General features: G+C 55.6%; 21 protein-coding genes and 1 tRNA gene. 10 read left to right on the top strand and 12 right to left on the bottom strand.

Features of this window, described 5'->3' with window-relative positions; all coding sequences use genetic code 11:
* A partial coding sequence (locus AC781_RS09615) for a transposase (RefSeq protein ID WP_141675834.1) occupies positions 1 to 345 on the top strand: 345 nt, incomplete at its 5' end.
* A 398-nt stretch (positions 346 to 743) separates the two neighbouring features.
* Here AC781_RS09615 and AC781_RS13760 read toward each other — a convergent pair.
* From AC781_RS13760 to AC781_RS09595, 5 genes are all read right to left on the bottom strand, one after another.
* Complete coding sequence (locus AC781_RS13760) at positions 744 to 1,793, bottom strand: hypothetical protein (protein WP_141675863.1); 1,050 nt, start codon at positions 1,791 to 1,793, stop codon at positions 744 to 746.
* Between the two features lie 53 nt (positions 1,794 to 1,846).
* The gene (locus tag AC781_RS09610; protein WP_071133483.1) at positions 1,847 to 3,484 is read right to left on the bottom strand and encodes a hypothetical protein; all 1,638 of its coding nucleotides are present in this window, start codon (positions 3,482 to 3,484) and stop codon (positions 1,847 to 1,849) included.
* Between the two features lie 134 nt (positions 3,485 to 3,618).
* Positions 3,619 to 6,084 (bottom strand): phage tail protein, encoded by a 2,466-nt coding sequence (locus AC781_RS09605; protein WP_067777219.1) that lies wholly within the window; start codon positions 6,082 to 6,084, stop codon positions 3,619 to 3,621.
* Between the two features lie 190 nt (positions 6,085 to 6,274).
* Positions 6,275 to 6,538, bottom strand: coding sequence for a Txe/YoeB family addiction module toxin (locus AC781_RS09600; RefSeq protein ID WP_067777216.1), 264 nt, complete (start codon positions 6,536 to 6,538; stop codon positions 6,275 to 6,277).
* Positions 6,528 to 6,818, bottom strand: a complete 291-nt coding sequence (locus AC781_RS09595; RefSeq protein ID WP_067777213.1) for a type II toxin-antitoxin system Phd/YefM family antitoxin — start codon at positions 6,816 to 6,818, stop codon at positions 6,528 to 6,530. The genes AC781_RS09600 and AC781_RS09595 overlap by 11 nt, the downstream gene beginning before the upstream one ends.
* 151 nt (positions 6,819 to 6,969) lie before the next feature.
* Here AC781_RS09595 and AC781_RS09590 point away from each other — a divergent pair, with 151 nt between their 5' ends.
* Both AC781_RS09590 and AC781_RS09585 read left to right on the top strand, forming a co-directional pair.
* Positions 6,970 to 8,175 carry a phage capsid protein gene (locus AC781_RS09590; protein ID WP_067777210.1) on the top strand — a complete coding sequence of 402 codons (1,206 nt, stop codon included), beginning with the start codon at positions 6,970 to 6,972 and terminating at the stop codon, positions 8,173 to 8,175.
* Positions 8,063 to 8,650 (top strand): DNA-3-methyladenine glycosylase I, encoded by a 588-nt coding sequence (locus AC781_RS09585; protein WP_067777229.1) that lies wholly within the window; start codon positions 8,063 to 8,065, stop codon positions 8,648 to 8,650. The genes AC781_RS09590 and AC781_RS09585 overlap by 113 nt, the downstream gene beginning before the upstream one ends.
* 196 nt (positions 8,651 to 8,846) lie before the next feature.
* Here AC781_RS09585 and AC781_RS09580 read toward each other — a convergent pair whose 3' ends face one another.
* Complete coding sequence (locus AC781_RS09580; protein ID WP_071133484.1) at positions 8,847 to 10,172, bottom strand: tyrosine-type recombinase/integrase; 1,326 nt, start codon at positions 10,170 to 10,172, stop codon at positions 8,847 to 8,849.
* Positions 10,173 to 10,652: 480 nt separating this feature from the next.
* Positions 10,653 to 10,729, bottom strand: a tRNA-Cys gene (locus AC781_RS09575).
* Positions 10,730 to 10,989: 260 nt separating this feature from the next.
* Here AC781_RS09575 and AC781_RS09570 point away from each other — a divergent pair.
* Positions 10,990 to 11,517, top strand: a complete 528-nt coding sequence (locus tag AC781_RS09570; protein WP_071133485.1) for a hypothetical protein — start codon at positions 10,990 to 10,992, stop codon at positions 11,515 to 11,517.
* A gap of 18 nt (positions 11,518 to 11,535) precedes the next feature.
* Here the strand turns inward: AC781_RS09570 and AC781_RS09565 are convergent, their stop codons facing one another.
* Complete coding sequence (locus AC781_RS09565) at positions 11,536 to 11,937, bottom strand: hypothetical protein (protein ID WP_141675861.1); 402 nt, start codon at positions 11,935 to 11,937, stop codon at positions 11,536 to 11,538.
* A 120-nt stretch (positions 11,938 to 12,057) separates the two neighbouring features.
* Between AC781_RS09565 and AC781_RS09560 the strand changes: the two genes are divergently transcribed.
* From AC781_RS09560 to AC781_RS09540, 5 genes are all read left to right on the top strand, one after another.
* Positions 12,058 to 12,537 (top strand): deoxycytidylate deaminase, encoded by a 480-nt coding sequence (locus AC781_RS09560; protein ID WP_197677903.1) that lies wholly within the window; start codon positions 12,058 to 12,060, stop codon positions 12,535 to 12,537.
* Between the two features lie 92 nt (positions 12,538 to 12,629).
* The gene (locus tag AC781_RS09555; RefSeq protein WP_083076912.1) at positions 12,630 to 15,347 is read left to right on the top strand and encodes a beta-N-acetylhexosaminidase; all 2,718 of its coding nucleotides are present in this window, start codon (positions 12,630 to 12,632) and stop codon (positions 15,345 to 15,347) included.
* 126 nt (positions 15,348 to 15,473) lie between these two features.
* A complete protein-coding gene (locus AC781_RS09550) occupies positions 15,474 to 16,166 on the top strand; it encodes a rhomboid family intramembrane serine protease (RefSeq protein ID WP_067777194.1) in 693 nt (230 codons plus the stop codon).
* Positions 16,167 to 16,317: 151 nt separating this feature from the next.
* A complete protein-coding gene (locus AC781_RS09545; RefSeq protein ID WP_067777191.1) occupies positions 16,318 to 16,905 on the top strand; it encodes a hypothetical protein in 588 nt (195 codons plus the stop codon).
* 36 nt (positions 16,906 to 16,941) lie between these two features.
* Positions 16,942 to 18,453, top strand: a complete 1,512-nt coding sequence (locus AC781_RS09540) for a flotillin family protein (RefSeq protein ID WP_245741034.1) — start codon at positions 16,942 to 16,944, stop codon at positions 18,451 to 18,453.
* 343 nt (positions 18,454 to 18,796) lie between these two features.
* Here the strand turns inward: AC781_RS09540 and AC781_RS09535 are convergent, their stop codons facing one another.
* Together AC781_RS09535 and AC781_RS09530 are read right to left on the bottom strand one after the other, a co-directional pair.
* Entirely contained in the window at positions 18,797 to 19,612 is an 816-nt protein-coding gene (locus AC781_RS09535; protein WP_083076909.1) for an autotransporter domain-containing protein, read from the bottom strand.
* 15 nt (positions 19,613 to 19,627) lie between these two features.
* A complete protein-coding gene (locus AC781_RS09530; RefSeq protein WP_067777181.1) occupies positions 19,628 to 21,796 on the bottom strand; it encodes a hypothetical protein in 2,169 nt (722 codons plus the stop codon).
* Positions 21,797 to 22,115: 319 nt separating this feature from the next.
* Between AC781_RS09530 and AC781_RS09525 the strand changes: the two genes are divergently transcribed.
* Positions 22,116 to 24,506 (top strand): mechanosensitive ion channel family protein, encoded by a 2,391-nt coding sequence (locus AC781_RS09525; protein WP_071133486.1) that lies wholly within the window; start codon positions 22,116 to 22,118, stop codon positions 24,504 to 24,506.
* Here the strand turns inward: AC781_RS09525 and AC781_RS09520 are convergent.
* Both AC781_RS09520 and AC781_RS09515 read right to left on the bottom strand, forming a co-directional pair.
* Complete coding sequence (locus AC781_RS09520) at positions 24,503 to 25,312, bottom strand: UDP-2,3-diacylglucosamine diphosphatase (protein ID WP_067777175.1); 810 nt, start codon at positions 25,310 to 25,312, stop codon at positions 24,503 to 24,505. The genes AC781_RS09525 and AC781_RS09520 overlap by 4 nt on opposite strands.
* A gap of 64 nt (positions 25,313 to 25,376) precedes the next feature.
* The gene (locus AC781_RS09515) at positions 25,377 to 26,777 is read right to left on the bottom strand and encodes a B12-binding domain-containing radical SAM protein (RefSeq protein ID WP_067777172.1); all 1,401 of its coding nucleotides are present in this window, start codon (positions 26,775 to 26,777) and stop codon (positions 25,377 to 25,379) included.
* Positions 26,778 to 26,892 lie beyond the last annotated feature (115 nt).

The raw sequence follows: 26,892 nt of genomic DNA, 5'->3' as shown, positions 1-26,892 counted from the left end.
CCGATGAAATTTATTCTGACGGGAGGAGAAGAATCTGATTACAAGCAGGCCATGGCCTTACTGCAGGGACAGCAAGCATGTCACGTTTTGGCAGATCGCGGTTATGATGCGGATTATGTTGTTCAAGCTGTTGAGAGTATGGGGGCAGTTGCCGTGATTCCTCCGCGTAAAAACAGGCGGGAACAAAGAAAATACGATACCCATTTGTACAAGGAGAGAAATCTTGTAGAGAGACTTTTTCTGAAAATGAAGAGATTCAGAGGATTTGCGACACGGTATGAGAAATTGGCTTCTTCTTTTCTTTCCCTCGCTCATTTCATCGGCATTCTTATCTGGCTCGAGTAATTGTCGACGATATCTAATTAATAATATTTTTTTGTTACGTCGTTTAAAATTCTATTGATTATAGAAATGATTTGGGTGCACAAAATCCCATAATTCACCTCACCACAAAACATCCGTTCCCTTGCAGTCCCCACAGGCGTCTATATTTCCGCTCTTCTCGTACATTCCTCCACCCTTTCCTTCTTCACCGAAAACGTGAAATTCGCCCATTCAAAACTGGCTCGTCTCATGTATGTTCAGCAATCTATGAATGTTTCACCGGACCCTTCTGACAGCCTACAAAAATACTCTCAGTTTTCGAAATCGTTTTGAACTATTTTAAACATGTTCCTATTTTTAGGGCATGAGAGATGCATATGCCATGAAGATGTATTTGTAATATCTTCTATTTTAATTTATTATTGCAATAACATCATATCATGAATAAAAGTCAATAATTTTTCAGAAGGGCATTTTTTGCAATCAAGGGAAGGAACTGCAATATCGGTTCCAATTCCGGCGAAACATGATACAGACAAATTGATTTTTCGCGTTTTTCGATAAGGTTTATGATGAATATGCTTTTCCCATTCATGCTTGGCTTCGTCTAAATTTTGAAGAATATCTAATTTTAATGCGGTTTTGCCTTGTCTACATGCTTCGATCAAACAAGACATTCCTTCTCTGAATTGCACTGCTTTTTTTGAATTGCGTACATCTCTAATAACATGACTTAATGATTCTTTTTCTTTTCGGGCACGATTAAGCACATATGAAGCGATTATGGGGACACTGAAGGATGCTATTGTATCCCCCAAATAAATATCATGTAATTCTTTTGTTCTTTCATGTAATGCAGACTCAAATGAACGAATCAAGCGAAAAGGAACTCCTTCTTGAGTTAATTTATGCATACTTGATAATAATTCTTTTTTATTTGGATGAAGCACCAAATCAGATGATATTTTATTTTGCAATTCAATATAATATGCGCATCTAATTGTATTTACAAGTATTGGAAATAAATCTTTTTCTAAATTGATAATATATTTATCAGTAATTTCTTTTTCAAAAAATAAAGAATACATTTTCATGTGTGCAGATGAACAATCTCGGGATAGGTAATCTTTATTCATGCGTGTACTTTTATGATAGTCTTTGCGGAAATTTTTAATAATTTTTTCAACTGGATAACACTTGTATTTTTTATGAATATTTAACAATTCATCCTCTGATATTTTTATAGGTTTTAATATGTCAGAAAAATCACGCAATATGCTACTTTCTATTTTATAATGATTGACATATGGAGATCCATCTATAAATATATCATCATATAATATTAATGCCTCAATTCCTGTAAATATATTGTTTTTCACAAAATCTGGGCAAGTCAAATTGTCGATATCAATTGAATTTGAATTATTTATTTCAATAAGAGTTGAAGTATCTAATAAAATTTTTGACATATTTATATATGTAATTAATTATCATAAAATAGCAATTAAATAACTCTAACCTTTTAAAAAAGCTCCTCCGCCCCCCTCGCCAGCCCCCGCATCCGGCCCTGGCACATCTCTTCTCCCGCATCCTCCTCCTTCCATCCGCGCTCCTTCGCCACCAACCCCTTCTCGCAGGCCTCGGCAAACGTCCGCAGGGCATCCGCCGCATGGGAACACACATCGTGCAGCGGCTCCGTCCGCAGCACCCCGTGCGTACCGGACGGGGCCGTCCGGTAATTCGACAACGCATCCACCCCGGAAAGATACCCCGCGATCATATCCGGCAGCGCCGTCCGCTGCGAACACCGCGCATGAATCACCGCATGGCGCAGCAGTTGCCGCGTCGCATCCACTGAGGCCCACAAATCCTGCGTCCTCTTCACGCACGTCACCAGGTACCCCGCCTTCTCCAGACTCCCCGCAAAACTCGCCCCGTCCAGAAACCGCCTCCCCCCGTCGTGCGGCAGGAAACACTCCGCCACGCGGCCATACGTCGCCTCCCGCTTCCGCAGCTCCCCGATGTAGTGATCCAGCGTCCGACCGTTCGCCGTATAATTATCCAGCACATAAAACTTCCCGTCCCGCCCCGGCTGAATCCACCAGATACTCATGAAATCGGCCAGCCCAATATCCCACGCCGTATAAACCGGCAAATGCGCGTCTGCCTCGAACTCCGCCGTCAGCCTCCCCAGCTCGCGCAGCATATTGATCTGGCTGCCGAAAATCGTCCCCTCCGCCACCGGATTGAGAGCTTCGTCCGGCACCGTCGGAAACTCCTGCCGTATCTTCCTCTGCGTCCTCGCCATCGCCGCATACCAGCACTTCTGCTCATCGTCCAGCACGATCCCGTACTCCTCCTCCAGACTCGCAAAATACTTCACCATCTTCGGCTCAACCGGAGCCTTCCCTCCGACAATCCTGTACCCCGGCTGCCTGATCCAGGAAAAGAAAAAGAACCTGAAATCCAGCGGCGTCAACTCCTTGCCCACCATATCCATCGCCGCCACCGTCAGTTCGTAATTCAAGCCATATTGGCCTCCCTCATGCGTACTCTCCTTGATAATCACCCCGTTCTGGTGAACCGTATTGAACCCGCCGCTGATAATCTCCTCCGCCTTTTTCGGATCGTGCGCCGCAATCGCCCCCAGCTCCGAAATATGCAGAATCTGCAAAGTCCCCCCGCGTAGCGAAGTCCCCACATACACCGTCGAGCCATTGGGAAACGTCGCATCCTCCGTCGTAAACCGGCACCCCTTCATCTCCTCCTTCACCATCCCGCCGATGGCGGCCACCAGCCGATCCTCCTCCGTCGCTCCCTCCGGCACATGATCCAGATGATCGAAGGCAAACCGCATCTTCGCCATCTTCTTCTTCGCCTCCGGCAGCGAACGGTCGATCACACCGCAGGTAATATTCTCCGTAAACAGGCAGGCATCCAGCTCCAGAATCGCCGCGAATGTTGAAATCCCGAGCTGCCGCACCTTCAGCACATCATTCCTGTGGTGCAGATGGTCGTAGAGCTCCTGCTGCGCCCAGTTCAGCACGAACCGCACCACACGCCCGTCCACATCGACAATCCAGTACAAATGGCACAACCGCCACCACCTGTCCGCCAGCAACGCCGCCACCTCCTCAAACTGTTCATTCGTCAAATCCATAGGTTTCAAGGTAAAAGAGAAAAGGGAATAAACATTCATCAAAATTTCCCTCCATACCAATCCGGCAATCCGCCGGATTCGCACTCCAAAAAATCTGCGTCTCATCCGTGTCCATCTGTGTTTAAAAACCGTTCCTACCCCTGAATCGCCAGCAGAGAAAATCCCCGTTCTCCTCGCACCCTCAGCCCCACCACGCACTCCCAGTCCCAGCGGGCGGAAGCCAGCAGCGCATTCCACCCCCTCGGCAGCATCCCGTAACGGTCCAGCTTCACCCACACCGTCCCGTCCGCCGTCACCTCCACCCCCTCCGCCGGACACTCCTCTTCCAGGAACATCTGCACCTGCGCGATCGGAACCTTCTGCGCCCGCACATCGGGAGCCGTCAGCGCATTCGTCACCACCTCCGACACATAATCCCTCTCCCCGTGATCCATCCACGGGCCATCCTCCCGCATCACCTCAATCCACCTCATGGCAACTCCATCCTCTTCGCGTTCCACGATCAAAAACAACACATCCCCCCGCGTCCCGTTCGGCAACGCCGCCACGGACACCACACGCCCCGCCGTCTCATACCTGTGCCAGCAATGCACCTCGTGCATACTATTGTACGTCATCAACGCCATCGACCCGTCCCGCAGCACAAACACCGCCCTCGCTTCCGGCTTCCGCAGCATCGCCCCGCACGCCACCCCGCCGTCCTGCGCCAGAATATGCGAAGCAAACACCGTCAAATCCCGGCTCACATACGCATCGCTCTGAAAATCGTACCCGTACTGAAACATCCTCGCCCCTCCGCGCTCGCAATACAGTACCTTGTCCACCGCCATCACCGCAGGCAGCGGCGCGCTCCCCACATACCCGTGATTCCCGGCCCGCACATTCGCATGAGACACCGCCCCCGACTGCCCCGCGCCCACCACATACTCCGCATCCGCCGTCCCCAGCAGCAGCCTCTCCCCGTGCGCCATCAGCCAGCAAATCGCATTCTGCGAAGTCGTCGCCAACGTCACCGCAATCCCCGCATCCTCCTCCTTCCCCAGGTCGAACCTGTCCAGATCATCCGTCCGGCTCATCCACAACGACTGCGGCTGCGCCACCGTCGAAGCGAACACCAGCCGTTGAGAAAACACCTCGCAGAGCAGGGGGAACCCGTACGCCGGGCGAAACGCACACCAGCTCCAGTCCACAAAACTCCGCCTCCCCGTAAAATCCACCTTCACCGCACTCGCATCATGCCAGCCCGAGGCCAGCACAGCCTCCGTCTCCTCATCCACACTCTCCCAATACCGCAGCAGCAAATCATGCTTGTAGGAAGAAACGACCAGCCTGTTCCCGCACACATCGTCCGGAAACCCGTTCACCGGAGACTCGTCCATAAACCGGCTCCGCGTCAGAAACAGCCGCACCCGGCACTCCTCCCCGCTCTCGTCCCCGGTCATCAGCACATTGCTCGCCGCCCCGATCCGTGAAAACGAAATCCCCCGCGACTCCCACTCCCGGTCCAGCCCCGGCCCGTCATAGCTTCGCCGCACCTCATAACTCCCGTACCATGCCCCGGAACAGAAAAACTCCCACGTCCCCCGGCAGGGCACCGCCTCCCCCACCGCCAGCCCCTTCACGAAATGCCCCGGATAATCCGAGGGCGACACCGCCGCCTGCACGAAATCCCCACCGCCAAACGCCCGTACGCAAGTCCAGTACTCCCAGTACCCCGACCGCAGCACAACCTTTTCCCCCTTCGCATACCTCCGCTCGCTCAACCCGTTCACCGGCTGCACCCCGCCGAACCCCTCCGTCCTCTCCGCCCGCAGGAAATTGTCCGGATAATTCTCCGGCAAATTAAGACCGTCCACAAAACTCCCCGCCTCCAGATCCTTCGTACACACATAAAACGCCAGACTCGCCTCCCCGCGCCGCGCCAGTTTCGCTCCCTGCGCATAAAACGACTCTCCGCCCAGCTCCGAAAACACCTGCACCCCGCCCACCAGAACCGACCGGCAGGCAAAACACTCCCTCTCCTCCGTATAAAACGAAGCCCGCAGCAAATCGCCGCCCTCCATTGAGCGCTCCACCTCCGGCAAACTGTCCGGCAACACCACCGAATAACTCCCGTCCGCATTCCCCAACACCAGCAGCTCCTCATCCCGGTACCCCGCATACCGCCACGGAGGTGCAGAGAACACATACGGCTCGAACACCCACCTCCCCGCGCCATTCCGCTTCAGCACACAGGGCGCACAGGCCGGATGCGTCAGAATGAGCAGATTATTCACCTGCTTCCAGCGCAAGAACTCCACCTCGCCGAACTCCGCGTCGAACTCCGCCAGCACGGCGGCGGAAGCCGCATCCAGCACCCGCACACGCTCGCCCGACACCTCCACGAGAAACCGCTCCTCCTGCGAATACACATATGGAACCAGCCGGGAACGCTCCATCGCCGGGCAAAACGCCATCATCCCGCGCCTGCGGCGAATCCCTCCCATCTGCGACACATCGAAATTCACCAGAGACTGCGCGGCCCGCTGGAACACATCCAGATCGGACCGCAACGACAACTCCGGCGAAATCTCCCCGCCATTGAACGCCACACGTTTCATCCCCCCATCCTATCTGCCATACAGACGAAAGAGGAACACTCATATCATGAGGAAAGCAGGTGCATTACATGAATCGCCAAACTCTCACCTGATCCGGCACTCCGCCGGATTCTCCCTCAAAAAATCCGTGCATCATCTGCGTCGAGTCTGCGCCCCTCTGTGTCCCCACCCAGGCACTCCGCCGGGCAAATCACTCGTAATGCTTCCGCAGAGAACGAATAAACACCACCCCCGCCTCCTCATCCACGGCATAAACAATCCTGTCCTTCGCATTGATGCGCCGCGACCAGTACCCCGACAAATTGCCCACCAACTGCTCCGGCTTCCCCTTGCCCGTATAGGGCGACTCGCAAATCTCCAGCAAAAGAGCCGTCACCTTCTCCACCACCTTCCGGTCCGCCTTCTTCCAGAAGGCCAGATCGGCCATCGCCGACTTGGAAAACTCAAGCTTCATCTTCCGTCGAAGACATGAACTTCTTCAGATCATCCGCGCTCATCACCACGGACTCCCCACGATTCCGCTCCTCAAGAGACCTCTCCAGATGGCGCACATTGGCCGGAGCATCAAGCTGGTGCATCGTCTCCATCCAGGACTCCCACTCCTCACGCGGAATCATCACCACCTCGCGCTGGCGCGACCTGATGATCACCGGCGTCGAATCATCCACACACGTCTTGATCGTCTGCGAAAGATTCTGCCGGGCTTCACTATAGGAAAGGCATAACGGGGTCATGCCAGAAACGTACAAGAAAATTGTACCATTGTCAAGAAAGAAGGCGAAACTCACGCCATGCACACCCCGTACTCACACCATGAGCATATCCTGCCGCCCCCATTCCACAGGAAAATAAGCCACTATGGAATTAACGCCAGACATCACGAAAATGTTTCGCACCAAACACGAAACAAAATGGGAAGTCCAGATCCAGCAGGACATGGAACTCGTCAGACCCTTCGTCACCATCCACCCCAACTGCCGGGGCAAATCGGTAGAACTCCCCTACCACGGCAGCGCCCGAATGCGAGAATACAGCGGAAGGCTCCAGAAAATCGTCTGGTCCGAAATGGACTTCGGCAAACGCAGCATCAAACCCCGCAAATTCTACGACTCCATCCCCCTCTCCGAAGACGACAAACTGGAAATGGACACCCTCGACCTCCGCGCTGAAGAAGTCATGGGAGAACAACGCAAAGCCTGCGCCCGGATGCACGACGAAGTCATCCTCGGAGTCATGGAAGACGACGCGGGCGGCTACCGCATCCGCACCCAGGAAGACGGCGTCTGCGGCGGCATCCTCGCCCCCAACTACGTCGGAGACGACGGAGCCACCATAGAAACCCTCGACACCTCGCCCGGCTCCTTCCAGCTCATCCCGGCGGACTTCGTCGCCAAAGGCACCAAAACCGCCTCCGGAATGCTCCTCGACAAAATCGCGGAACTCCTGTGCCGCTACCGCATCCTGCACTGGAAACCCGGCAAGGGAGACGACATCGTCGTCGCCATCTCCCCCAAACAGCACATGGACCTCCTCCTCATGGAACAAACCCAGCGGCGCGACTACGGTTTTTCCTCCCTCACCAACGGACAAGTCAACGACTTCCTCGGCGTCAAATTCCTCATCACCAACATGCTCCCCCTCGACGAAGCGGGCAACCGCCTCTGCGTCGCGTGGCTCAAAACCCGCGTCAAATTCGGCATCTGGAAAGAAGCCGCCTTCCGCATCGAACCGCGCTCCGAATACATCGACGTCCGTGAACAAATCACCGTCAAGGCCGCACTCGGAGCCACCCGCCTCGACAACAAAATGCCTTCCTCATGCCCTGCAGGGAAGCCGCCTGATGAACCGGACCAACAAACGGCAGGAAAAAGACACCAGCATCCCGTCATCCCCAACAGACGATGGGCACAGGCTTGCACTTATGGGCTGGACAAATCGAAGGAATTGAGGCATGATAAGAAGGGTTATAACCATGGAAATGCAAGACCTGATCAATGGAAGATGCGGTTGGTGCGGCGCCGACAGCCTGTACATGAAATATCACGACGAAGAATGGGGCAACCTCATCACGGACGACAAACTTCTCTTTGAATTCGTGACGTTGGAAAGCGCCCAGGCAGGCCTGAGCTGGATCACCATACTCCGTAAAAGAGAAGGCTACCGCAAAGCATTTCATCACTTTGACGTCACCAGGGTTGCCAACATGACGGAACAGGATGTCGAACGCCTCATGCAGGACGCAGGCATCGTCAGAAACCGGCTCAAAATCAAGGCGGCTATCAGCAATGCCAAAGCATTCATCGCCATACAGGAAGAATTCGGCAGCTTTTACAACTACACACTGTCATTCTTCCCGGACCAAAAACCGATCATTTATCACCGCAAAACACTCAAGGACATCCCGGCCACGACACCGGAATCAGACGCCATGAGCAAAGACATGAAAAAGCGAGGCTTCAAATTCTTTGGATCGACCATCTGTTACGCCCACTTGCAGGCCGCAGGCTTTGTGAACGATCATCTGGTGGATTGCCATTGCAGAAAAGAGAATGGCTCATCAATATGAACCTGACCAGCCCCTGTCTGCCGGGATGTACAGCCAGGGCAAATAGATAATCCTGAACAGACAAACCTTGTCCCGTCTTTTCCCGCCTCCGGCAAGCCAGAACCCGCGCCAAACGGCACGGCAGGGAACAAACGAAACGCCCGTTTCCCCCGCATGGGAAACGGGCGTCTTTCATACCCCGCCAGAAACGACAAGATCAACACGCATTGAAAACAAAAACAGCGCCGGAAGAAGGCATCCCCGGATTCCACTCCGTAGCCGTCGCCGTGGAGAAAGGAACGGCGGTTGGCTTCTCCGTCCGGGGAACTGACGGGGCAGCCGGAAGCGGAGCAGGGCAACGCAACCGGGAAGAAGACCCCAGAATCGCCTGCCCGAGCTTTTCGAGAGCATCCTTGCGGGAATCGTCCGAAGGACGGATATAAAGCTGGTGGGAAGCCTCCGAATCATGCCCGACAATCTCCTTGGCAAGCGCATGGTCGATCCCGAGATTGTGCAGCCAGGTCGCAGCGGTGGCGCGGAGACAATGGAACGTCTTGGGCGCGACATTGCGGGTACGACCGCCTCGGGCATTCGTCGAAGCATCCCGGGCGATCACCCCGATATGCTGCAACCACACCTTGAATTGATAAGACAGGTACCGGCCCGCCTGCCGCTGATACTTCTCCGCACAGCCGGGATGCACGAACCGCCCAGTGTGAGGAATTGCGCGAATATGCTGCTCCAGCGGCCCGATAACGGGAATGCGCAAACGACGGCCCGTCTTGCCCGTCACCAGTGAAATCATCCCCGCCTCAAGATCGATCTGATTCCATTGAAGCATGGCGACATCCCCCAGACGTTGGCCGCCCATGCACAGGCAGAACAGCACCATACTGTACCACTCTTCGGGCAATCTCTCCAGCATCAGAGCCACCTCGTCAGGAGTAAACGCCTCCTTGCACGAATCTTCATGCCCTACGTTGCGAGGCACCTTCGTATTGAAAAAAGGATTCTTCTCGATAATCTCATCATCCACTGCATTCATGAAAGCGGGGGAAAGAGCCGTAATATACTTCTGCACCGTACTCCTGCGCACCTGCTGAAGCTGCTCGCTGACGAACGCCTTCACATCGCTGCGTCGCACCGTATTGATCGGCAGCTTCGCCCTGGAACCGAGATGCTTCGTGAAAAGCTCATAGGCTTTCCTCATATTGTACAGAGTATTCCGGGTAAGCTGGGAACGTCGAAGAAACAGATAACCTTCCAGATACTCATTGACAGAAGGAATCTCCGGGATAGACTCCTTGGCAAGAGAAGACAAAACTTCCCGAACGAGTTCGTTGCCGAGCCCCTCCTTGTCGGAAGCCTCATAAGCGTCTGCAATGGATTGGGCCCTTCGGCGAGCCTGAGTCGTAGTCTCCTTGATACCCCCGATAAAATCTCCCTTGACGGGCACATGGGTGGACTTCATGGAAATCGTCTCACCGTTACGCCAGCGACCGTACCAGAAGCGGGAATTGGTTCTTGTAATGAGATGCGCCATATAATTGATATGTTTAATTGATCGTGCAGCACAAACTGCACCACATATATACCAATTATATAAAGCTCCAGCAACATGACAAAAAACGCAACGCCCTATAGATAAACAACATAACTCTCCAGTTACATACTAGGCCTCCCCTATGCTCCACCAGATTTTATTCAATAACCCCTTGATAAATCAAGGGGTTATTTGTTTTTCGAATTGTCATGGATATGGCAGAATAGGTGACGGCAATTTCGTCGTTTGAGCCGTAGAAAGGGATTTTTCTGAACCATAACCGTCATCAATCGGCACACGGATGCCTTGCATCGGCTGCTTGTTTTCAATGGCGTATCGAGGCTTCAAACGAACATGCTTTTCAAGCACGACCGTTTGGTATTGCCTCTCAATCTAGCATAAGCCGGGATAAGCTGGGAACAAAAAAGCACCGCTTTCTTGGGCGGTGCGACTCGGCTTCTCTCAGCTTATCTTGAAAATTGGAGGTGGAGGTGGGATTTGAACCCACGAATGACGGTTTTGCAAACCGTTGCCTTAGGCCACTTGGCTACTCCACCATGTGATGAGGTGCGCGGAGTTTAGCGGAATCATTGGATTCCGTCAAGAGAAAAAGTTCCGTTTTCGTTGTTTTTTCCGGCATAGGGTGGTATTGCCAGTGAGTAGGCGGTTCGCACGGGCGGGATGAGGGATGCGGCGTATGGTGGTGTGCGGTTGACGCGGTGGTTGACGATGTCCTTTTTCCTGCTTGATTCTTTTTTGCTAACAGCGTAGTTAAATGGATATGAATGTTTTGAAGTGGCGTACATTGTGCATCCGCATGTTGGCTATGGCTGCCATGGCTTGTTCTTTTCTGCCGTGTTTCGGTGAAGGTGAGCCGGATGCGAAGAAGGATAGGAAGGAGCGGTGGCGCGAGTTCGGTTCGTCTCTGATCGAAGCGGGGTTGAAGACGGCACAGGAGCAGAGGAAGAATCCCGAGCAGGCTCCGATTCAGTCGATTTCGGCATCTCTGGGTGTGGAGGAGGCTTTGGAGAAGCGGAAGGCGCAGATGATGGAGGAGCTGTCGTCTTTTCTGAATCGGATGACTGCCGAGTTGACTCAGACGGCCGTGCGCAATTTGAATCGCGACGGGGAGTTGAAGGCGAATTTGCAGCAGGGGATGGATTCGTTGCGCCGTCTTTGCTGGAGTCTGAGCGTGTTTCTGGTGGTGGGTACGGTGGCGCTGTCCGTGTGGGTGGTGCGAATGCGGCGCGAGAGCAAAGCTCTCCGCAAGCTGATCGTGAAGCTTTTGCCTCCCGAGGAGCGGGTGAATTCTCCGTTGGCCGATCCGGTCAAGAAGGAGAAGTGAGGTTCCCGAGTGCGGGTATCAGAGTTTGGTCAATTGGTTGACGAAGGATTGGCGCAGGGCTGCAGATCCATAGAAGCCCTGGCCGTACAGGCGGAAGAGCTGGGCGAGGGTTTGCTTGGCCATGGGTTTGAGATTGCTGTCCTGATAGCTGTTTTTCAGGAGGTAGAGTTCAAGGAGGTTGGGTTTGCCATGGGCAAGGAGGCCGCGGACATCTTGCATGAGGAGGGTGCCGTAGCGGTCTACTTCGATGGCGGCGGCATCGGCGGAGGTTTTGTCGTGGATGTTGCCCAGCGCGGCGTTCAGGAGGGTGAGTCCGTCGGTCTGGCGGGAGATGGTCTGGCCGTAGTAGCTTTGGCAGGAGGGCAGGGCTGCGAGCAGGGCGGAGAGGGCGAGGATGGAGGTGCCGGTGAGGTTGTTCATGGTGCGGGCGGATGCTACGTGTTCGGGCGGCATTTGTCCAGCGGGAAATGGGGGCGCTCCATTTCCCGCTTGTCATGGCAGGGGTTTGCGTGTAGGCTGTTGCCAGTTCTTCCGTTCGTTATGTCCCGTATCAGTATTCCCGAGTATGTGATGGCTCTGGCCCATGTGGCCGCTCTTCGTTCCGAAGATCCTTACCGCAAGGTGGGAGCGGCGGCTCTGGATAAGGATAACCGCGTGATCGGGACTGCGTATAACGGTTTGTTTCCGGGGTTCGATCCGCAGGAGGAGTTCTGGCAGTCTCGCGATGAGCGGCAGAAGTTCATGCTGCATGCGGAGATCAATTTGTGCAGTTTGTTCAAGCGAGGCGAAGCCCGAGTGGTGGCCTGTACGACGATGCCGTGTACGTCTTGCATGCAGGCGTTGTGCGCGCATGGCGTGAAGACGATTTATTACGGTGAGGCCTATGCCTCGTCGGAGGCTCCGGCGATTGCGGAGATGTACGATGTGCAGCTGATTCAGGTGCCTTCGTATCCTCTTGCGGAGCAGTTCCCGCTTGTGCGGGAGGGAAGCCGGCTGGATTGCGGGTGCCCGGAGCATTGAGCTGCCCTGCGGTTTTCTTTGTGCGGCTGCAAGATTTGTTGTCTTGCGTCCGTATGGTGTCATAGCGTATTGTATGGACGCATTTCCATTTTATGTCAAAATCCTCATTTCTTCGTTTGTCGCCCTGGGGCGTGTTGTTGGCGGCTGTTTCGTCCGGTTCCCTTTTGGCCGATGTGCCTGTGATTCCTCGTCCCGTGCAGGAGAAGGCTCCCGACGGTTCGCCGTTGACCGGGTATTTCCGGCTTGCCGGGCAGAAGGATCAGGCGTTTGTCGTGCAGCCGGGTACGGTCGTAGCGGCGGATGCTTCTCTTGCCAATGAGAAGTCGATTCTGCAAGGTATTCTGAAGAAGCTGCCTGCCGCCAAGGGTAAGGCTTCGTCCGGAGGCATTACGCTGTCCATCGATGGGAAGCTGCCGAAGGAGGAGTATGTGATGAAGGTTTCTCCGAAGGGTATCGAGATTGCGGGAGGCAGTGCCGCCGGGGTGTTTTACGGTATCCAGTCTCTGAATCAGATGCTGATTGTGGGGCAGGCCAAGGATACGGGGACGGCTATTCCCGCGATGACGCTGGAGGATGCTCCGACATGCGTGTGGCGCGGGGTGATGGTGGATTCCGCCCGCCATTTCAAGGATAAGGAGTGGATGAAGAAGTTTATCGATTTGATGGCTTTGCACAAGATGAACCGGTTGCACTGGCATCTTGTGGATTCGGAAGGCTGGCGCCTTGAGATCAAGAAGTATCCCAAGCTGTTGGAGGTGGCGAAGGGTACGCCCTCCACTTATCCGAGCGAGGATCCGACGGATCCGTCCCGCCCGGCGAAGTGCATGTACGGCAATTTCCACGGTGCGGATTATTATTCGCAGGAGGATATCAAGGAGATCGTGGCGTATGCGAAGGCGCGCCATGTGGAGATTATGCCGGAGATCGAGTTCCCCGGCCATGCGATGGTGGCGTTGACGGCGTATCCCGAGTTCGGGACGACGGGCAAGGCTCCGTCGGTGAAGTCGAATATTTCCGTGGATTTGTTTTCTCCGAGCGAGAAGGGGCTTTCGTTCCTGAAGGATGTGCTGGATGAGACGATGGCGTTGTTCCCGTTCGAGGTGATTCATTTCGGCGGCGACGAGGCTCCGAAGGGGCAGTGGAAGAATAGTCCGGAGGTGCAGGCGCAGATGAAAGCCCTCGGCCTGAAGAATGAGGACGAGATGCAGGCATGGATGTTCAATGAGCTGGCGAAGCATATTGCGAAGCAGGGCCGCCGCCCGATGGGGTGGGAGGAGATTATGCACGGCAGCAATATGGATCATTTGACGAAGTCGGCGATTATCATGCCGTGGCTGTCGCGGCAGAATGCGATCAAGTCGGCCAATGGCGGCCATGGGATCGTGCATTGTTCCGTGGGGCCGTTTTATCTGGATTCGTGGCAGACGGATTCTCCTGCCGATAATTGGTCGTTGTACAAGGGGCCGTTTACGCTGGAGATGATTTACAATTACGATCTGTTCCCGCAGGGGTTGACGGAGGAGGGCCGCAAGAATGTGTACGGCGCCCAGGGCCAGCTCTGGAGCGAGCTGATGCCGAAGACGGAGCATGTGGAGTATCAGGCGTTTCCCCGTGTGACGGCGATCGCCGAGCTGACCTGGACCCCAAAGGAGCGCAAGGATTACAAGGATTACTACAAGCGGCTTGTGGACCATGCGAATGTGCTGGATGCCTACAAGGTGAATTACCGTTTTATCGATCCGCTGCCCGCCGGGGAGTGGAGTTCCGGAGATCTTGCCGGCAGCGAGTTTACGCTTGATTTGCCGCAGTTGACAGATAAGTCTTCCGGCGAGGTGATCGCGAAGTTCGATTACAAGAAGGGTGGTTCCCGGCTGGAGATCAAGAAGGTGGAGCTGCTGCGCGACGGGAAGTCCATTTCCGCCGATGAGCACGACGGCTTCTCCGGCACGCATAAGCAGGATCATGTTTACCGTCTGAAGATTGCCAAGGCTTCGCCCGGCAAGTATGCACTGAAGGTGACCCATGCCAATGCCGCTTCCGGCCGCGATTCGCAGGGCGAGGTGACGGTGTATTCGGGCAAGGGCGTGGAGTTGTTCAATCCCCGCAATTTCAAGGGCGGCGATTATCCGACGATGTTCTGGACCTCCGATGATACGAAGTCCGAGACTGCGGAGCTTCGCATTCCGATGGACGGCGTGGTGCTGGCTCCGGGTGCGTACGAATTGAGTTTCGAGCTGAAACAGCCGAAATCCCCCGTGACCGTGTCCGGCATCCGCGTGCAGGGTACGTCGGGCAAGGGGAGTGCATCCGATGCGTTTTTGAGTCTGTCCGGTGATTCGACGAGCGGAATGGTGCCGTTTGCTGTGCGTCCGGGCGATGTGCAGGCGGGCAATTCGATCGTGTTCGATGTGAAGTCCGCCCAGCCGTCGTCGGGTGATGTGCGGGTGCGTCTTGTCAAGGAATTGGCGTCTGCAGGAGCAGGGAAGTATGAATGGTCTCCCGAGGTGTTGCAGGGCGGTCCTGCAGTGACGTATGTGAAGGGCGCTTCTCCCCGCAAGGATGGAGTGATGAATCTGTCGTTCGATTATACGGGCGGAGGCAATGGTTTGGATATCAAATCCGTGCAGGTGCTCGACAAGGGTCGTGTGATTGCGGAGAGCAAGCAGGCCGGCTTTGCCGGAGGCCGCCCGAAGCAGAATCGCTATACGCTGTCGTCTCCCGAGTTGAAGGCGGGCGGTGCCTATCAGGTGCGTCTTGTGATTGCGGGCGCAGGCGGTTCCGATTCCCGCGGAGCGCTGTCGATCGATTGATTTCCGTTGTATTCCATGTGATTGACGATCTCCCCGTCCGGGTGCAACCGGGCGGGGAGATTTTGCTTGCGGAGGTTGACACGGTCGATGCTTGCCGGAGTGCGGCGGTGCGGTTAGGATGGAGGCATGAGTTTTACGCGCGACGTGGAAGCCGACCGGATCATCAAGGGGCTGATCGCCATCAATGTGGTTGTGTTCGTTTTTGGGTTGATGCGGCAGGTGCCGAATATGGGAGGAGAGCCCGTGCCGTTGCCGATGGTTTACGGTTCATATTCCTTTGAAGACTGTTTCGATCTGGGGGAATACTGGCGGTTGATCACATACCAGTTTGTGCATGCGGATATGGGGCATATCCTGTTCAATATGATTGCCCTGTGGATTTTTGGCCGTGCGGTGTGCAGCATGATGGGCGCGTTCCGGTTCCTGCTGTTTTATCTGGGCTGCGGTGTAGTCGGTGCGCTGTTCTCCAGTCTGTTGATGTCGCAGGGCTTGTGCATGCGTGAGGAATTGGCGGCGTTGTCCGAGTATATTCCCTTTTGGAAGATGATTCCGATGGTCGGAGCCTCCGGGTCGATCTACGGGGTGATTGCCGCTGCAGCGGTGATGTTCCCGTATGCCCGTGTGGCGTTGTGGTTCCCGCCGATTGAGATGTCCGTGCGTACGTTCGCTCTGGTTGTGCTGGCGGTTGCCCTTGTTGTGATTGCGATGAACTGGAACAATGCAGGCGGCGAGGCCGGGCATTTGGGCGGCATGCTCTGCGGGTTCGCCGTGATGGGTATCTGGGTGTTGTACCGGAAGCTGACGTGGAACCGCCGTTGAGGCGGGTTTGCGGTTCGTATGGGCTTTCCTGCGCATTTTTTGCGTGCGCCTTTATTGTCATGATTTTGTAACGGGTTGACTGTGAGCTTCCTTTGCTTCATCTTTTTCCGTTGACTTATGTGCGGCAATACCCTATGCTTCGTTTAAGAATATGTTCGACTCCATTACCCGCATTCTTACCTATTTCAACCTGATTCCCGATTTCCTGTCTGCGACCGGTATTTTCTGCGCGATTGCGTGGTTTGCGACGGCCATGGCCGTGCTGGTTTCCGTTTTTTCGTTCTTTTCCGATGGTGGGGACGATATTTCCTCCGCCGGGGAAGCAGGCGGCGGCCATGAGGCCGGATGGCTTTCCCTGCGCTCGCTGACGGGCTTCCTCCTCGGTTTCGGCTGGACGGGGTTCGTTTTGTCGCAGGCGGGAGGTACGGTGGGCGAGTCCGTGATCGGCGGCATCATCGGCGGTTTCGCGATGTTTTTCCTGATCGTGTTCCTGATGCGGATGATTTACAGCCTGCGTTCGGACGGTACGCTGAAGTACGATTCGCTGGTGGGCATGCCGGCTCTCGTGTATGTGACGATTCCCCCTCACGGAGAATCCGGCGGGCAGGTGAAGGTGGCGCATCCCAGCCAGTTGTTTTTCCTGCCGGCGGTGCAGTCCGGCGATGTTCCCCTTTCGGCGGAGACTCCCGTCAAGATTACGGCCGTTCATGCGGGCGTGCTGACGGTGTCTCCGCTCTGACAAGCTCCCAATAAAGAGAGAAACCCCATAATAACCATGATACAACAAGCATATATCGCGTCGATCATGCAGTCGCTCGACTCGTCAACATCCATCCTCGCCATCGTCATTCTGGCACTGTTCATCATCGGTACGGTCGCATGGCTGTTCAGCCGGTACAGGATGTGTCCGTCGGACAAGGTGCTGATCGTTTACGGCAAGGTGGGAGCGGGGCAGCCGGCCCGCTGTTTCCACGGCGGCGCGACGTTCGTGATGCCCATTCTGCAATCTTATGCCTATCTGGAACTGAACCCGATCAATATCGACGTGCCGCTGAAGGGCGCGCTTTCTTCGCAGAATATCCGCGTGGATGTGCCTTCTTCCTTCATCGTGGGCATTTCGACCCTTCCCGAGCTGATGCAGAATGCGGCTTCCCGCCTGCTTGGCCGTACACGGGACGAGATCCGCTCCCTTGCGACGGAAATCATCATGGGCCAGATGCGCGTGGTGATCGCTTCGATGACGATTGAAGAAATCAATGCGGACCGCGAGAAGCTGATCCGGGGCATTACCGGCGCCGTGGATGTGGAGTTGCACAAGGTCGGCCTGCATTTGATCAATGCCAATATTACCGATATTCAGGATGCCTCCGGCTATATCGCCGCTCTTGGGCAGGAAGCCGCCGCACGCGCCATCAATGATGCGATGATCAAGGTGGCGGAAGAAACCCGCCGAGGCGAGATCGGCAAGGCTGAAGCCGAGAAGGAGCAGGCCGTGCAGGTGGCCATGGCGAATGCCGCTTCCATCGAAGGCCAGAACGAAGCTCAGATCAAGGTGGCGGAGTCGCAGGCGAAGCTGAAGGTGAAGCAGGCCGAAGCGCACAAGCTCGCCGAAGTGGCGGAGAAGGTGCAGGAAGCCAAGGCTCAGGAAGAAGCCTATCTCGCCGCCAAGGAAGCCGAATTGAAGCGTGCCGAACTCGAACGCGCCACGCAGGCCGCCAATGTGCTTGTTGCTGCGGAGACGCAGAAGCGCGAGCGCGAGCTCGTGGCCGAAGCTTCCGCCTCCGTGCTGAAGACGGAGCAGAGAGGCAAGGCCGATGCTCTGCTGATTCAACGCGAAGCCGAAGCCGCCGCCCTGCGCAAGCTGGCCGAGGGTGAGGCCGATGCCCTTCTGCTCAAGAAGAAGGCCGAGGGTGAAGGTCTCGAAGCTGTCGGCCGAGGCGAGGCTGCCGCCATTGAGGCGGTGCTCGAAGGCAAGGCCCGCGGCTTCCAGCAGATTGTGGCCGCCTCCGGTTCTTCTCGCGATGCTTCGTCCCTGCTGGTGACGGAACAGCTTCCCAAGATTGTGGAACTGCAGGCCGGAGCCATCAGCAAGCTGACGTTCGACAAGGTTGTCGTCATGGGCAACGGGCGGGATGCATCCGTGGGCGGTTTCGTCCAGAACCTCGTGAAGGAAACTCTGCCGCTGCATGAGGTGGCGAAGAGCGTGGGCATTGAACTGCCTTCGTTCCTCGGTTCTTCCGCAGCTGATGCCTCTGTTGCTCCGAAGGCTCCCGAAACCAAGGCCTGAAGCGACTGGATCATGTTTAACCGACCGCGTTCCCTGTACCGGGGAACGCGGTTTTTGCGTCACTGATGATCAACCCGGCATCCATATAGGTTTTTTTGTGATAGGAGAGGATCCATGTGCAATCTCCAGCATTATTTCTATAGCGTCCAGAAATGTTTCGGGGGCCTATGCGCCGATGGGATCTTCTTGAGAGTCGCCATACGGATTCAATGCGGTTTGTGGGATTCCGCCTGCCGATGCCGGAATTTTTTCTACCGAGTTGATCGGAAAGAAAAATCCCCTGTGGATGTACCACAGGGGAGAATGGGGGAGTCTGCCGCCCGACCGAATGGATGGGACCGGATCAGAAGCTGTAAGCCGTACCCAGTGTTACCCTCTGTTGTGTCGTGTCGCCTGTCGTCTCCATTTGGTAGCCTGCCGTCAGCTGCCAGTTCGGCGTCAATGCGTAGGCTGCCGCCGCTTGCAGTTCAACGGCGCAGCGGCCGGGATTGATGCCGTCGACCGTATACCGATTGCCGTGGCTATCTACCAGAGAGGCATGCGGATTGTTGCGTCCCGCGTCCGGCAGTACGGACATTTCACCGTAGAAGCTCCATTTCCCGGACAGGTGGCTGAGGCCCGCTCCGACCGGGAGCTGGATGGTGGTGAGATCCGCTTTGCCAAAACGGTCGTTTTCCGCGTTGCCGTTCGATGCCGTGAAGGCGTTTCGATTCGCCGCCGTGTAACGGACTCCGGCGAAGCAGTGCAAGGCGGTGGATTCGTTCAAGGCATGTATCCATGTGGTGCGGAGGTCGCCCGTCCAGGCATTTTCGTTCCATTTGGCGGCGAGGGTGGACGAACCGTCGCGTGCGGAGGCGTGGCCGTTGTTGCGGGAATGGCCGAAGGCCGTCGCAGCACTCAGCCACAGGGTATCGTTTTTGTGTTCCATCAGGCGGATGTTGGCATAGAGGCCGCCCATGGTCAACGCCTGGTCGATGGAAGAGATGCCGCCATCCGCCTTGTTTTTACCGTAGAGGCTGCCGATACCCGCGCCCAACGTCAGGTAGGGAGTCATATCATATTCTCCTCCGAGAGCTGCACCCCATGAGGAGAAGTCGTAACCGGGCAATCCACGTTCGCCATTCTGGCTGAGGAAGCTGCCGATGGTGTCGAACCAGATTTTGCCACGGCCTTCCTACCCCGTGGAGAGCTGCACGGAGTGCGTGCGCAGGCTGTCCGTGAAGCGTTGGAGGGAGCGGGTCGTTGTCCACAGGGTGTTGATCGATACGGCGGCTGCCATGGTTGCGGCATCGGAGAGAGCCGGGGTGGCCGGATGATCGGGATCGCCGGGCGAGGGTGGTTCCGGGCGGAATTCGGTGACGATGATGCCGCTGCCCTTCCACGTTAATTCCGTGCCTTCTTCATTCCATGAAAATTCGCTCGTTTCGGCCTCAATACCTTCGAAACGCAAGGTTGCCGAAGAGAAGAGCGTGTGGAGATTATCCTGCCCGGTGAAGTGCAGCAGGGTATAGGATCCGTCTGCCAGATGAGTGATTCCCTGATCGGGCGAGAGTACGAAGGCGTTGTTTCCGAAGGTGAACGTATTGGCCGTGATGGAGAGCATGGGCGTGCCGGACGGTCCAGATAACCGGAAGCCGAAGGTGGTTCCTCCTGCTGTCAGGTTGTCCGCCGATATCCGGCTTGGTGCTGAGCCGGAGATTTCGAGACGGCTGCCGGATGAGAAGATGGCATTCCGGACGTTCATGGAGGCATTGTTGCGCAGGTGCAGCATGCTGCCCGGCATGGTTGTGAAGTCCTCGCCCCGGTAAGCGGCTCCATTCGTGATGGCGAAAGTACCGCCGTGAAGAACGGCCGCACCTTTGATGGAAGTGGTGCGAGAGTCTTCCAGCATGGTTTGCCATGCGGCTTCGTCCGGGGTGGGCAGGGGAGCAAGCCCGGCGTCGGACCGGCGATCTTGTTCCCGCTGCCATGCTGCATGGAGGTCCTGTTCTGCGTTTTCTCCCGTCAGCACGATTGTGCCTGATCCCGTGGCTTCGCTCGTTCCTCCGGTGGATGTGATGCCGTTGAGGTTGAGAAGCACGGCGTCTGTCGTGGTGAGGCTGTTGTTGTTTGCAGCCTGAAGGACGATGGGATCATGGAATGTGATGGTACCGTGATCCGGAGCGGAGAGATTGAGTATGGGTTCAGGCTGGGCATTGGCATCCAGCGTCACCGTGCCGACAATGGCATTGAGTCTGGGTTGGGTGTCCGGATCTATGGAGGAGGCCGGGTCGAGAGCGAAGCTGTAATTGCCCCGGAAGATGACGGAGGCATTGTCGGCAATCGTCAGCGAGGCATCGTCGAGGGCGATGGCTCCGCCGACACCGGCAGAGTTTCGGGAAAAAACGAGCTGCCCGTTTTGCTGCAGGGTTTGAGTGGAGTTGAATGCCAGATAGATGGCTCCGCCCGAATTCTTGGCAACGTTGCGCTGGAACGAAACGGTATCATTGCCGGCAATTGTCTGTTCTGTATTGATGAAGCCGACGATGGCTCCTCCAAAACCCTGTACGCTGTCTATCGTGCCTGCTGTATTGTCCGAAAAGGTGATGTTGCCGTTGTTCAGAATGAATTGAATGGAAGAATCGATGATACAGATGGCTCCGCCGACACCGGCTCCCGTATTGCCGGAGAACGTCAGCGATGCATTGTCGGTGATGTCCTGCCTGGACAGTGCGAGGTGGATCGCTCCCCCGAATCCGTCCGTACCTGTGCGGTTGCCGGAAAATTCCAGGTGGCCGTTACGGGAAATCGTTTGTGTGGTCCTTGCATTCAATGAATCGGAATGGAGATAAATCGCCCCGCCGTCATTGGATACGTAATTTTGCGAGAAGACGATGTTGCCGTTTCCGGTCAATTCCTGCGTGGAGCCGAGTATCAGGTAAATGGCGCCGCCTTTGCCGATGGCTACCCTATTGTCCGAAAAGGTGATATTTCCGTTTCCGGTGATGGATAATGTACCGCGTTCGATGCGGAACGCCCCACCCGAATACTTCGTACTATTTTCCGTGAAAATGATGTTGCCCATGTTGGAGAGCTCCAAGGAAGAGTCTTCCTTGACATAGAAGTTGCTGCCCGAGGCCGTGTTTTGTACGGTGAGATCGTAGCCGTTACCTGTCAATTGCAGGCTTGACTGACCGGCAAGCGTGAAGGGAGAGTTGTCGATCACCGTGTTTGCGGTGAGAGTCTCTTCGTGTGATTGGCCGTCGTTAATAACGGAGGGAAGCGTGATACCGGAGACTGTGCTGGCTGACAGGATCGCAAGGCTGAGGATAAACCGGAGAGAAAGAGGTATATGTAATTTCATGTGAATATGGTTTTCAATAAATGTAAATCCTAGTATAACGGATTTCAAATCAGCTTATTGTTGGTATTTTTCAGATTGTCTTGCTGGTCAAATTTGAAAGACGATTGATAAACACGGTACAATTCTGATCATTTATTTTGAGATGAGGAAAACTCCTCCTGTAAAATGATCGTAATTTTTTCATTATCTGTTGGTCCTTGCGATTATTCCTCTTGACGTCGGATTTGAAATCCGCTTGAAAAAAGGATATGCCTCATACTTTTATAGATGTTGAATGAAAAAGTCTTGCGTTCTTCGGCAGGACGTGTAAAAGACGGGTATGTCTTTCTGTTCGTTTCCGGTTTCTGTGCTGCGCGGTGTCGTGTGTTGCCTGGCGGTGATGCTGGGTGTTCTTGCTCCCGGGTTGAGGGCTGCCGACGAATCTTCGGAGCAGACGATTGCGACCATCAATCAGGAGCTTGATGTCAGGCTGCACGAGCTTCCTTCCAAGATGAAGGCATTTCAGCAGATTCTGGACGGATATATTGCGAACCAGAAGAAGAAGGCGGAGGAGTTGAACAAGCTCGGCGTGATCCTGTATTCGCAGGATGCGACCAATATGTTCGCCCTCGCGTTCTACTGCCAGCAGGTCATGTCCCTGCGGGCCGAGCTCAAGACTCTGGTGGATAACGAGGCCACGTCGCAGACGACGTTTACTTTCGAGCGGGCCATCAAGCTGTTGAACGAGGAAAAGACAAGGCTCGACGGCTTGAAGAATTCCATCGCGGCGATGGACGATGCTACGCTTTCGGAAGAGAGCCGGAAGGCCAAGGCGCAGGCCGTCAAGAAGTGCGACAAGCTCAACAAAGTGATCGACGCGTATCTGAAGACTCTGACCCAGGAGAAGGGGCGCATCGGCTCATTGAACGATAAGAGCGCCGCTTTGGAAACATATGCAGCCGATAAGTTGCAGGCCATGGTGAATACGGTGTTTTATTCACCCGTATCGGTGTTGAATTATTTCTCGTCGGCATGTGAACGATTCAAGGAAGCATTTATCGCAACCTACGTGGTGGATGACAGTTCTACGGAACGCACCAAGGAAGTCTGGAAGATGGTGAAGGGTATTGCTCTTTTCCTTGTGGTTTCCTATCTTCTGGCGAGGCTGACGTTCCGCGTGGGGCTCAAGAAGATTCTGATGAAACGGAATATGATGGAGAAGGCTCCCTATCATATTTGCTGGAGTACGCTGCTGTACCTCGCCTTTTTCATGTCGATCGGGTCGCTGCTGCAGCCGCTGGACTTCATGCGGGCCGTGATGACGACGGGCATCGAGTTCCTGATGACGCTGGCTTTGATTACGTTTTCCGTGACGGTGCGGCTGCCTTACGAGAAGGTGCGGCAGGGCCTGCTGTTGTATGCGCCGGGCATGGTGCTTTGCACGGTGTTCATTTTCCTGCGCATGAGCATGGCACCGAATATCATCGTGAATATGACCCTGCCGCTTCTGTTTCCGCTGGTGTTTGCATGGAACGTCTGGATTCTCGTGCGCAACAAGCAGACGGCTCCTCCCGTGGACAAGTTTTTCTCGACCGTATCGTGCGTTCTGATCGGTTTGGCGTCGATCTGCTCCCTGATCGGTTTTTCCTTCCTGTTCTTCCTCGTGATGCTGGCCTGGATCATGCTGCTGACGAGCATTCTGTTCCTGATGGCGTTTTACCATCTGGTGCATATCTATCAGAAGAAGCGTTCCCTGCGCGTGGAGAATGCCGGGCACAGGCTGCAGCCTTTCATGTCCAAGTTCGTGCTGCCGGTGATGTCGCTGCTGTTGATCATGTTCAGCCTGCTGTGGCCTGCCAGTATTTTCAATATCGCCCATCTGATCCGGGAGTGGGCGAGTACGCCGTTTATCGTGTCGGACTTCGCGCAGTCGATTTCCGTCAATGCGATCATTACGGTGATTTTCATGGCGATTACCCTGCGGTATGTGATTTTCGTGGTGAAGACGGAGTTGCACGAGAAGCTGGGAGAGGATTATGATCTGGGCGGCTATTCGACGTATATGACGCTGGGAACCTTCGTGCTGTGGGGGGTGTACGTGCTGATTTCCTTGGCGGTGTTTCAGGTCAATTTCACGGGGATCATGATGATTCTCGGCGGGATGAGCATGGGCCTCGGTTTCGCGTTGAAGGATACGATCGACAATATCATCTGCGGGCTGTCGCTGATGTTCGGCCGCTTGCGGCAGGGCGATATCGTGGAGTGCGACGGCATTCGCGGCAAGGTGTCGTCCATCGGCTACCGGACGACGTATATCGAGACTCTGGACGGCTCGGTGATCGCCTTCCAGAACAACCAGCTGTTCAACAAGAATTTCCGCAATATGACGAGCAATCACGTGTTCGAGCAGGTGAAGGTGGAAATCGGCATTGCCTACGGCACGGAGGTGGACAAGGCACGCACGCTGATTCTCGAAGCGGTGAGGGATGTGGAGGGGCTGTCGAAGACGCGCAATACCTCCGTGGTGCTGGATGGGTTCGGCGACAATTCGGTGAATCTCGGCGTGTGGGTGTGGGCTCCCGTGCGCATGAAGATGGCGACGCTTTCCCGCGTGCGCGAAGCGATTTACCGTACGTTCAACGAGAACGGTATTTCCATTCCGTTCCCGCAGCAGGATGTGTATATCAAGGAAGTGCCCCGCGCTGTCGTCGTCGAGGAGAAGGGAGCCTAGGCGGGAGTTTTTTCGTCCGCATAGTGGACGATTTCGAAGCGGCCGTCCTCGTATTCGATGACGGCGCTGAGGCTTTCCACCCAGTCGCCGCAGTTCAGGTAATGCACGCCTTTCTCGCCGACTTTCTTGTCGGCGGGGTGGTGGACGTGTCCGGCGATGATGCCCGCACAGCCGCGCTTCCACGCCATGTTTTCAAGCTGTTCTTCGTATTTGCCGATGAAGTTGACCGCGCTTTTGACCTTGGCCTTGATGGCTTTGGATACGGAGTAGTAATCCTTGCCCCTCCAGCGGCGGTAGGTGTTGTACACGCGGTTGATCCACAGCAGGACGTCGTAGCCGACGGAGCCCAGTACGGCCACCCAGCGGTGGTTGGTGGAGATGCTGTCGAAGCCGTCTCCATGGACGCAGAGGTATTTTTTCCCGTCGCGCCCCGTATGGACGTATTCGTTCGCCACGGTGAGGCAGCCGAGCGCAAAGGGGGAGAAGCGTTCGACCACATCGTCGTGGTTGCCGCGCAGGTAGATGATTTCGCAGTCTTCCTTTTCGGCTTTTTTGAGGAGGCTGCGGATGAAGCGGGTGTGGGGTTTTTGCCATTTGGCTCCGCGTTTGAGCGCCCATGCATCGATGATGTCGCCGACGAGGACGACGCGCTTGCACCGGTAGCGGCGCAGGAACTTGCGGCATTCGTCGGCCTTGCTGTCGCGCGTGCCGAGGTGCAGGTCCGAGATGAAGATGGATTCGACGTGTATTTTGTCCTTCTTGGCGGAGGTTGCATCTTGTGCCTCCGGTGGTGTGGTGGTTGTCATCTGTCGCCGCACAGTATAAGCGGGCGGCGGCAGATGCAGCAAGAGGCCGTGTGTGGCGAATTCGTCACAATTCCTTCTTCTGGCCTGAATTTTGCATGGTGTTCAGGAGGCCTTCGAGGAGGGGGCGCGATTTTTCGAGAATGCCGCTCTGGATGACGATGTTCCAGAAGGGTTCGCATTTTTTCCATCCTGCCGTGTAGAGGAATTGCCGGAGGCGGTTCGGGGCGAGGAAGGGGTTGCGGGCGGATTTGACGATGTTGCTCCAGCTGTAGAATTTCCGGTAGGCGCGCCTGTAGCCACGTTCCAGCGTTTCGGAGCTCATGCCACGGATGCGGTAGACGGCGTGCCGCGTGTCGTACAGGTCCCAGTTGCGGGTGAGTAGCCTGTTCTGCGAGACGATGCTTTGATGAAAGCGTGTGCCGGGGTAGGGCGTGGCGATGTGGAAGGTGGCCGTGGTGATGCCCTGCGAGACGGCCCAGTCGACAGTGCGGTCGAAGACGGTTTCGTCGTCGCCGTCCAGCCCGAAGACGAAGCTGCCGTTGATCATGACGCCGAGGCTGTGGAGCCTGCGGATGGCGGCGGTGTAGTCGCGGTGGAGGTTGTGCGTTTTGTTGCTGGAGATCAGGTTGCCGTTGTCGAGCGTTTCGAATCCGACGAAGAGGGAGCGCAATCCCGCTTCGGCGGCTTTTTCGATGAGGTCGTCCTTCAGGATGCTTTCGACGGTGGCTGCGCTTTGGAAGAGGCGATTCATGCCTTTCATGCCTTCGAAGAGGGATCGTGCGAAGCGGGGATGGCCGAGGAGGTGGTCGTCAAGGAAGTACAGGTGTTTGCCGGGCAGGGTTTCGATTTCCTCAAGAGCCTGGTCGGTCGTGAGGGTGTAGAAGGATTTGCCTCCCTGATAGAAGGCGTCCTTGTAGCAGAAGTCGCAGTGGTGGGGGCATCCCCGCGAGACAACGAGGGAGTTCGGCACGAGGTATTTGTTCCTGTGGATGAGGTCGCGGCGCGGGAGCGGGCGGCCTTCGAGCGTATGGCGTGCGGCGGCGTACCGGGGCAGGGCGCGGCCCTGGCGGAAGTCCTGCAGGAAGCGGGGGAAGGGTTCTTCACCGGGGCCGAGGATGATGGTGTCGGCATGCTGCTGCGCTTCGTCCGGCAGGGAGGTGACGTGCAGGCCTCCCATCGCGACGTGGCATCCCTGCGCCCGGTAATGGTCGGCTATGGCATAGGCACGGTAGGCATTGGTGATGTATACCTGGATGAGGACAAGGTCGGGAGAGTCGTCCATGTGGAGCGGCTGGACGTGTTCATCGATGATTTCGAGTTCGTCGTCTTCCGAAAAGTAGGCAGCCAGCGTGGCGAGGCCTACGGGAGGGAACAGGGAGTACTTGATGGGGCGCCAGTCGGGGCCGTTGGCTTCGACAAGGCTCGGCAGGATGAGCTTGGCGCGGAGGGGGCGTCGTGTGTGCATGGGTTGGGTTGGGGGTGTATTTTCTTGTTAGAAAATAAGTGAACAAGGGCATGCAAAGCCTGTGCATGGCAGGGCATGCCGCAAGGAGGGGAGTTGAGGGTGGGAGGGTTAGGGG

Origin of the sequence: Neoakkermansia glycaniphila (genome assembly GCF_001683795.1) — a bacterium.
Lineage (GTDB): Bacteria > Verrucomicrobiota > Verrucomicrobiia > Verrucomicrobiales > Akkermansiaceae > Akkermansia > Akkermansia glycaniphila.
Note: the sequence above shows the minus strand (reverse complement) of the source record. Positions and strands in the feature narration are given on the sequence as shown.

Coding starts and splice junctions, on each gene's coding strand:
- AC781_RS09605 (WP_067777219.1), bottom strand. CDS start 6,084: ATGAAACGTGTGGCGTTCAATGGCGGGGAGATTTCGCCGGAGTTGTCG.
- AC781_RS09595 (WP_067777213.1), bottom strand. CDS start 6,818: ATGACCCCGTTATGCCTTTCCTATAGTGAAGCCCGGCAGAATCTTTCG.
- AC781_RS09525 (WP_071133486.1), top strand. CDS start 22,116: ATGTCTTTCTGTTCGTTTCCGGTTTCTGTGCTGCGCGGTGTCGTGTGT.
- AC781_RS09515 (WP_067777172.1), bottom strand. CDS start 26,777: ATGCACACACGACGCCCCCTCCGCGCCAAGCTCATCCTGCCGAGCCTT.
- AC781_RS09585 (WP_067777229.1), top strand. CDS start 8,063: ATGCAAGACCTGATCAATGGAAGATGCGGTTGGTGCGGCGCCGACAGC.
- AC781_RS09590 (WP_067777210.1), top strand. CDS start 6,970: ATGTTTCGCACCAAACACGAAACAAAATGGGAAGTCCAGATCCAGCAG.
- AC781_RS09565 (WP_141675861.1), bottom strand. CDS start 11,937: ATGAACAACCTCACCGGCACCTCCATCCTCGCCCTCTCCGCCCTGCTC.
- AC781_RS09600 (WP_067777216.1), bottom strand. CDS start 6,538: ATGAAGCTTGAGTTTTCCAAGTCGGCGATGGCCGATCTGGCCTTCTGG.
- AC781_RS09545 (WP_067777191.1), top strand. CDS start 16,318: ATGTTCGACTCCATTACCCGCATTCTTACCTATTTCAACCTGATTCCC.
- AC781_RS09555 (WP_083076912.1), top strand. CDS start 12,630: ATGTCAAAATCCTCATTTCTTCGTTTGTCGCCCTGGGGCGTGTTGTTG.
- AC781_RS09530 (WP_067777181.1), bottom strand. CDS start 21,796: ATGAAATTACATATACCTCTTTCTCTCCGGTTTATCCTCAGCCTTGCG.
- AC781_RS09520 (WP_067777175.1), bottom strand. CDS start 25,312: ATGACAACCACCACACCACCGGAGGCACAAGATGCAACCTCCGCCAAG.
- AC781_RS13760 (WP_141675863.1), bottom strand. CDS start 1,793: ATGTCAAAAATTTTATTAGATACTTCAACTCTTATTGAAATAAATAAT.
- AC781_RS09560 (WP_197677903.1), top strand. CDS start 12,058: ATGTCCCGTATCAGTATTCCCGAGTATGTGATGGCTCTGGCCCATGTG.
- AC781_RS09540 (WP_245741034.1), top strand. CDS start 16,942: ATGATACAACAAGCATATATCGCGTCGATCATGCAGTCGCTCGACTCG.
- AC781_RS09610 (WP_071133483.1), bottom strand. CDS start 3,484: ATGGATTTGACGAATGAACAGTTTGAGGAGGTGGCGGCGTTGCTGGCG.
- AC781_RS09570 (WP_071133485.1), top strand. CDS start 10,990: ATGTTGGCTATGGCTGCCATGGCTTGTTCTTTTCTGCCGTGTTTCGGT.
- AC781_RS09580 (WP_071133484.1), bottom strand. CDS start 10,172: ATGGCGCATCTCATTACAAGAACCAATTCCCGCTTCTGGTACGGTCGC.
- AC781_RS09550 (WP_067777194.1), top strand. CDS start 15,474: ATGAGTTTTACGCGCGACGTGGAAGCCGACCGGATCATCAAGGGGCTG.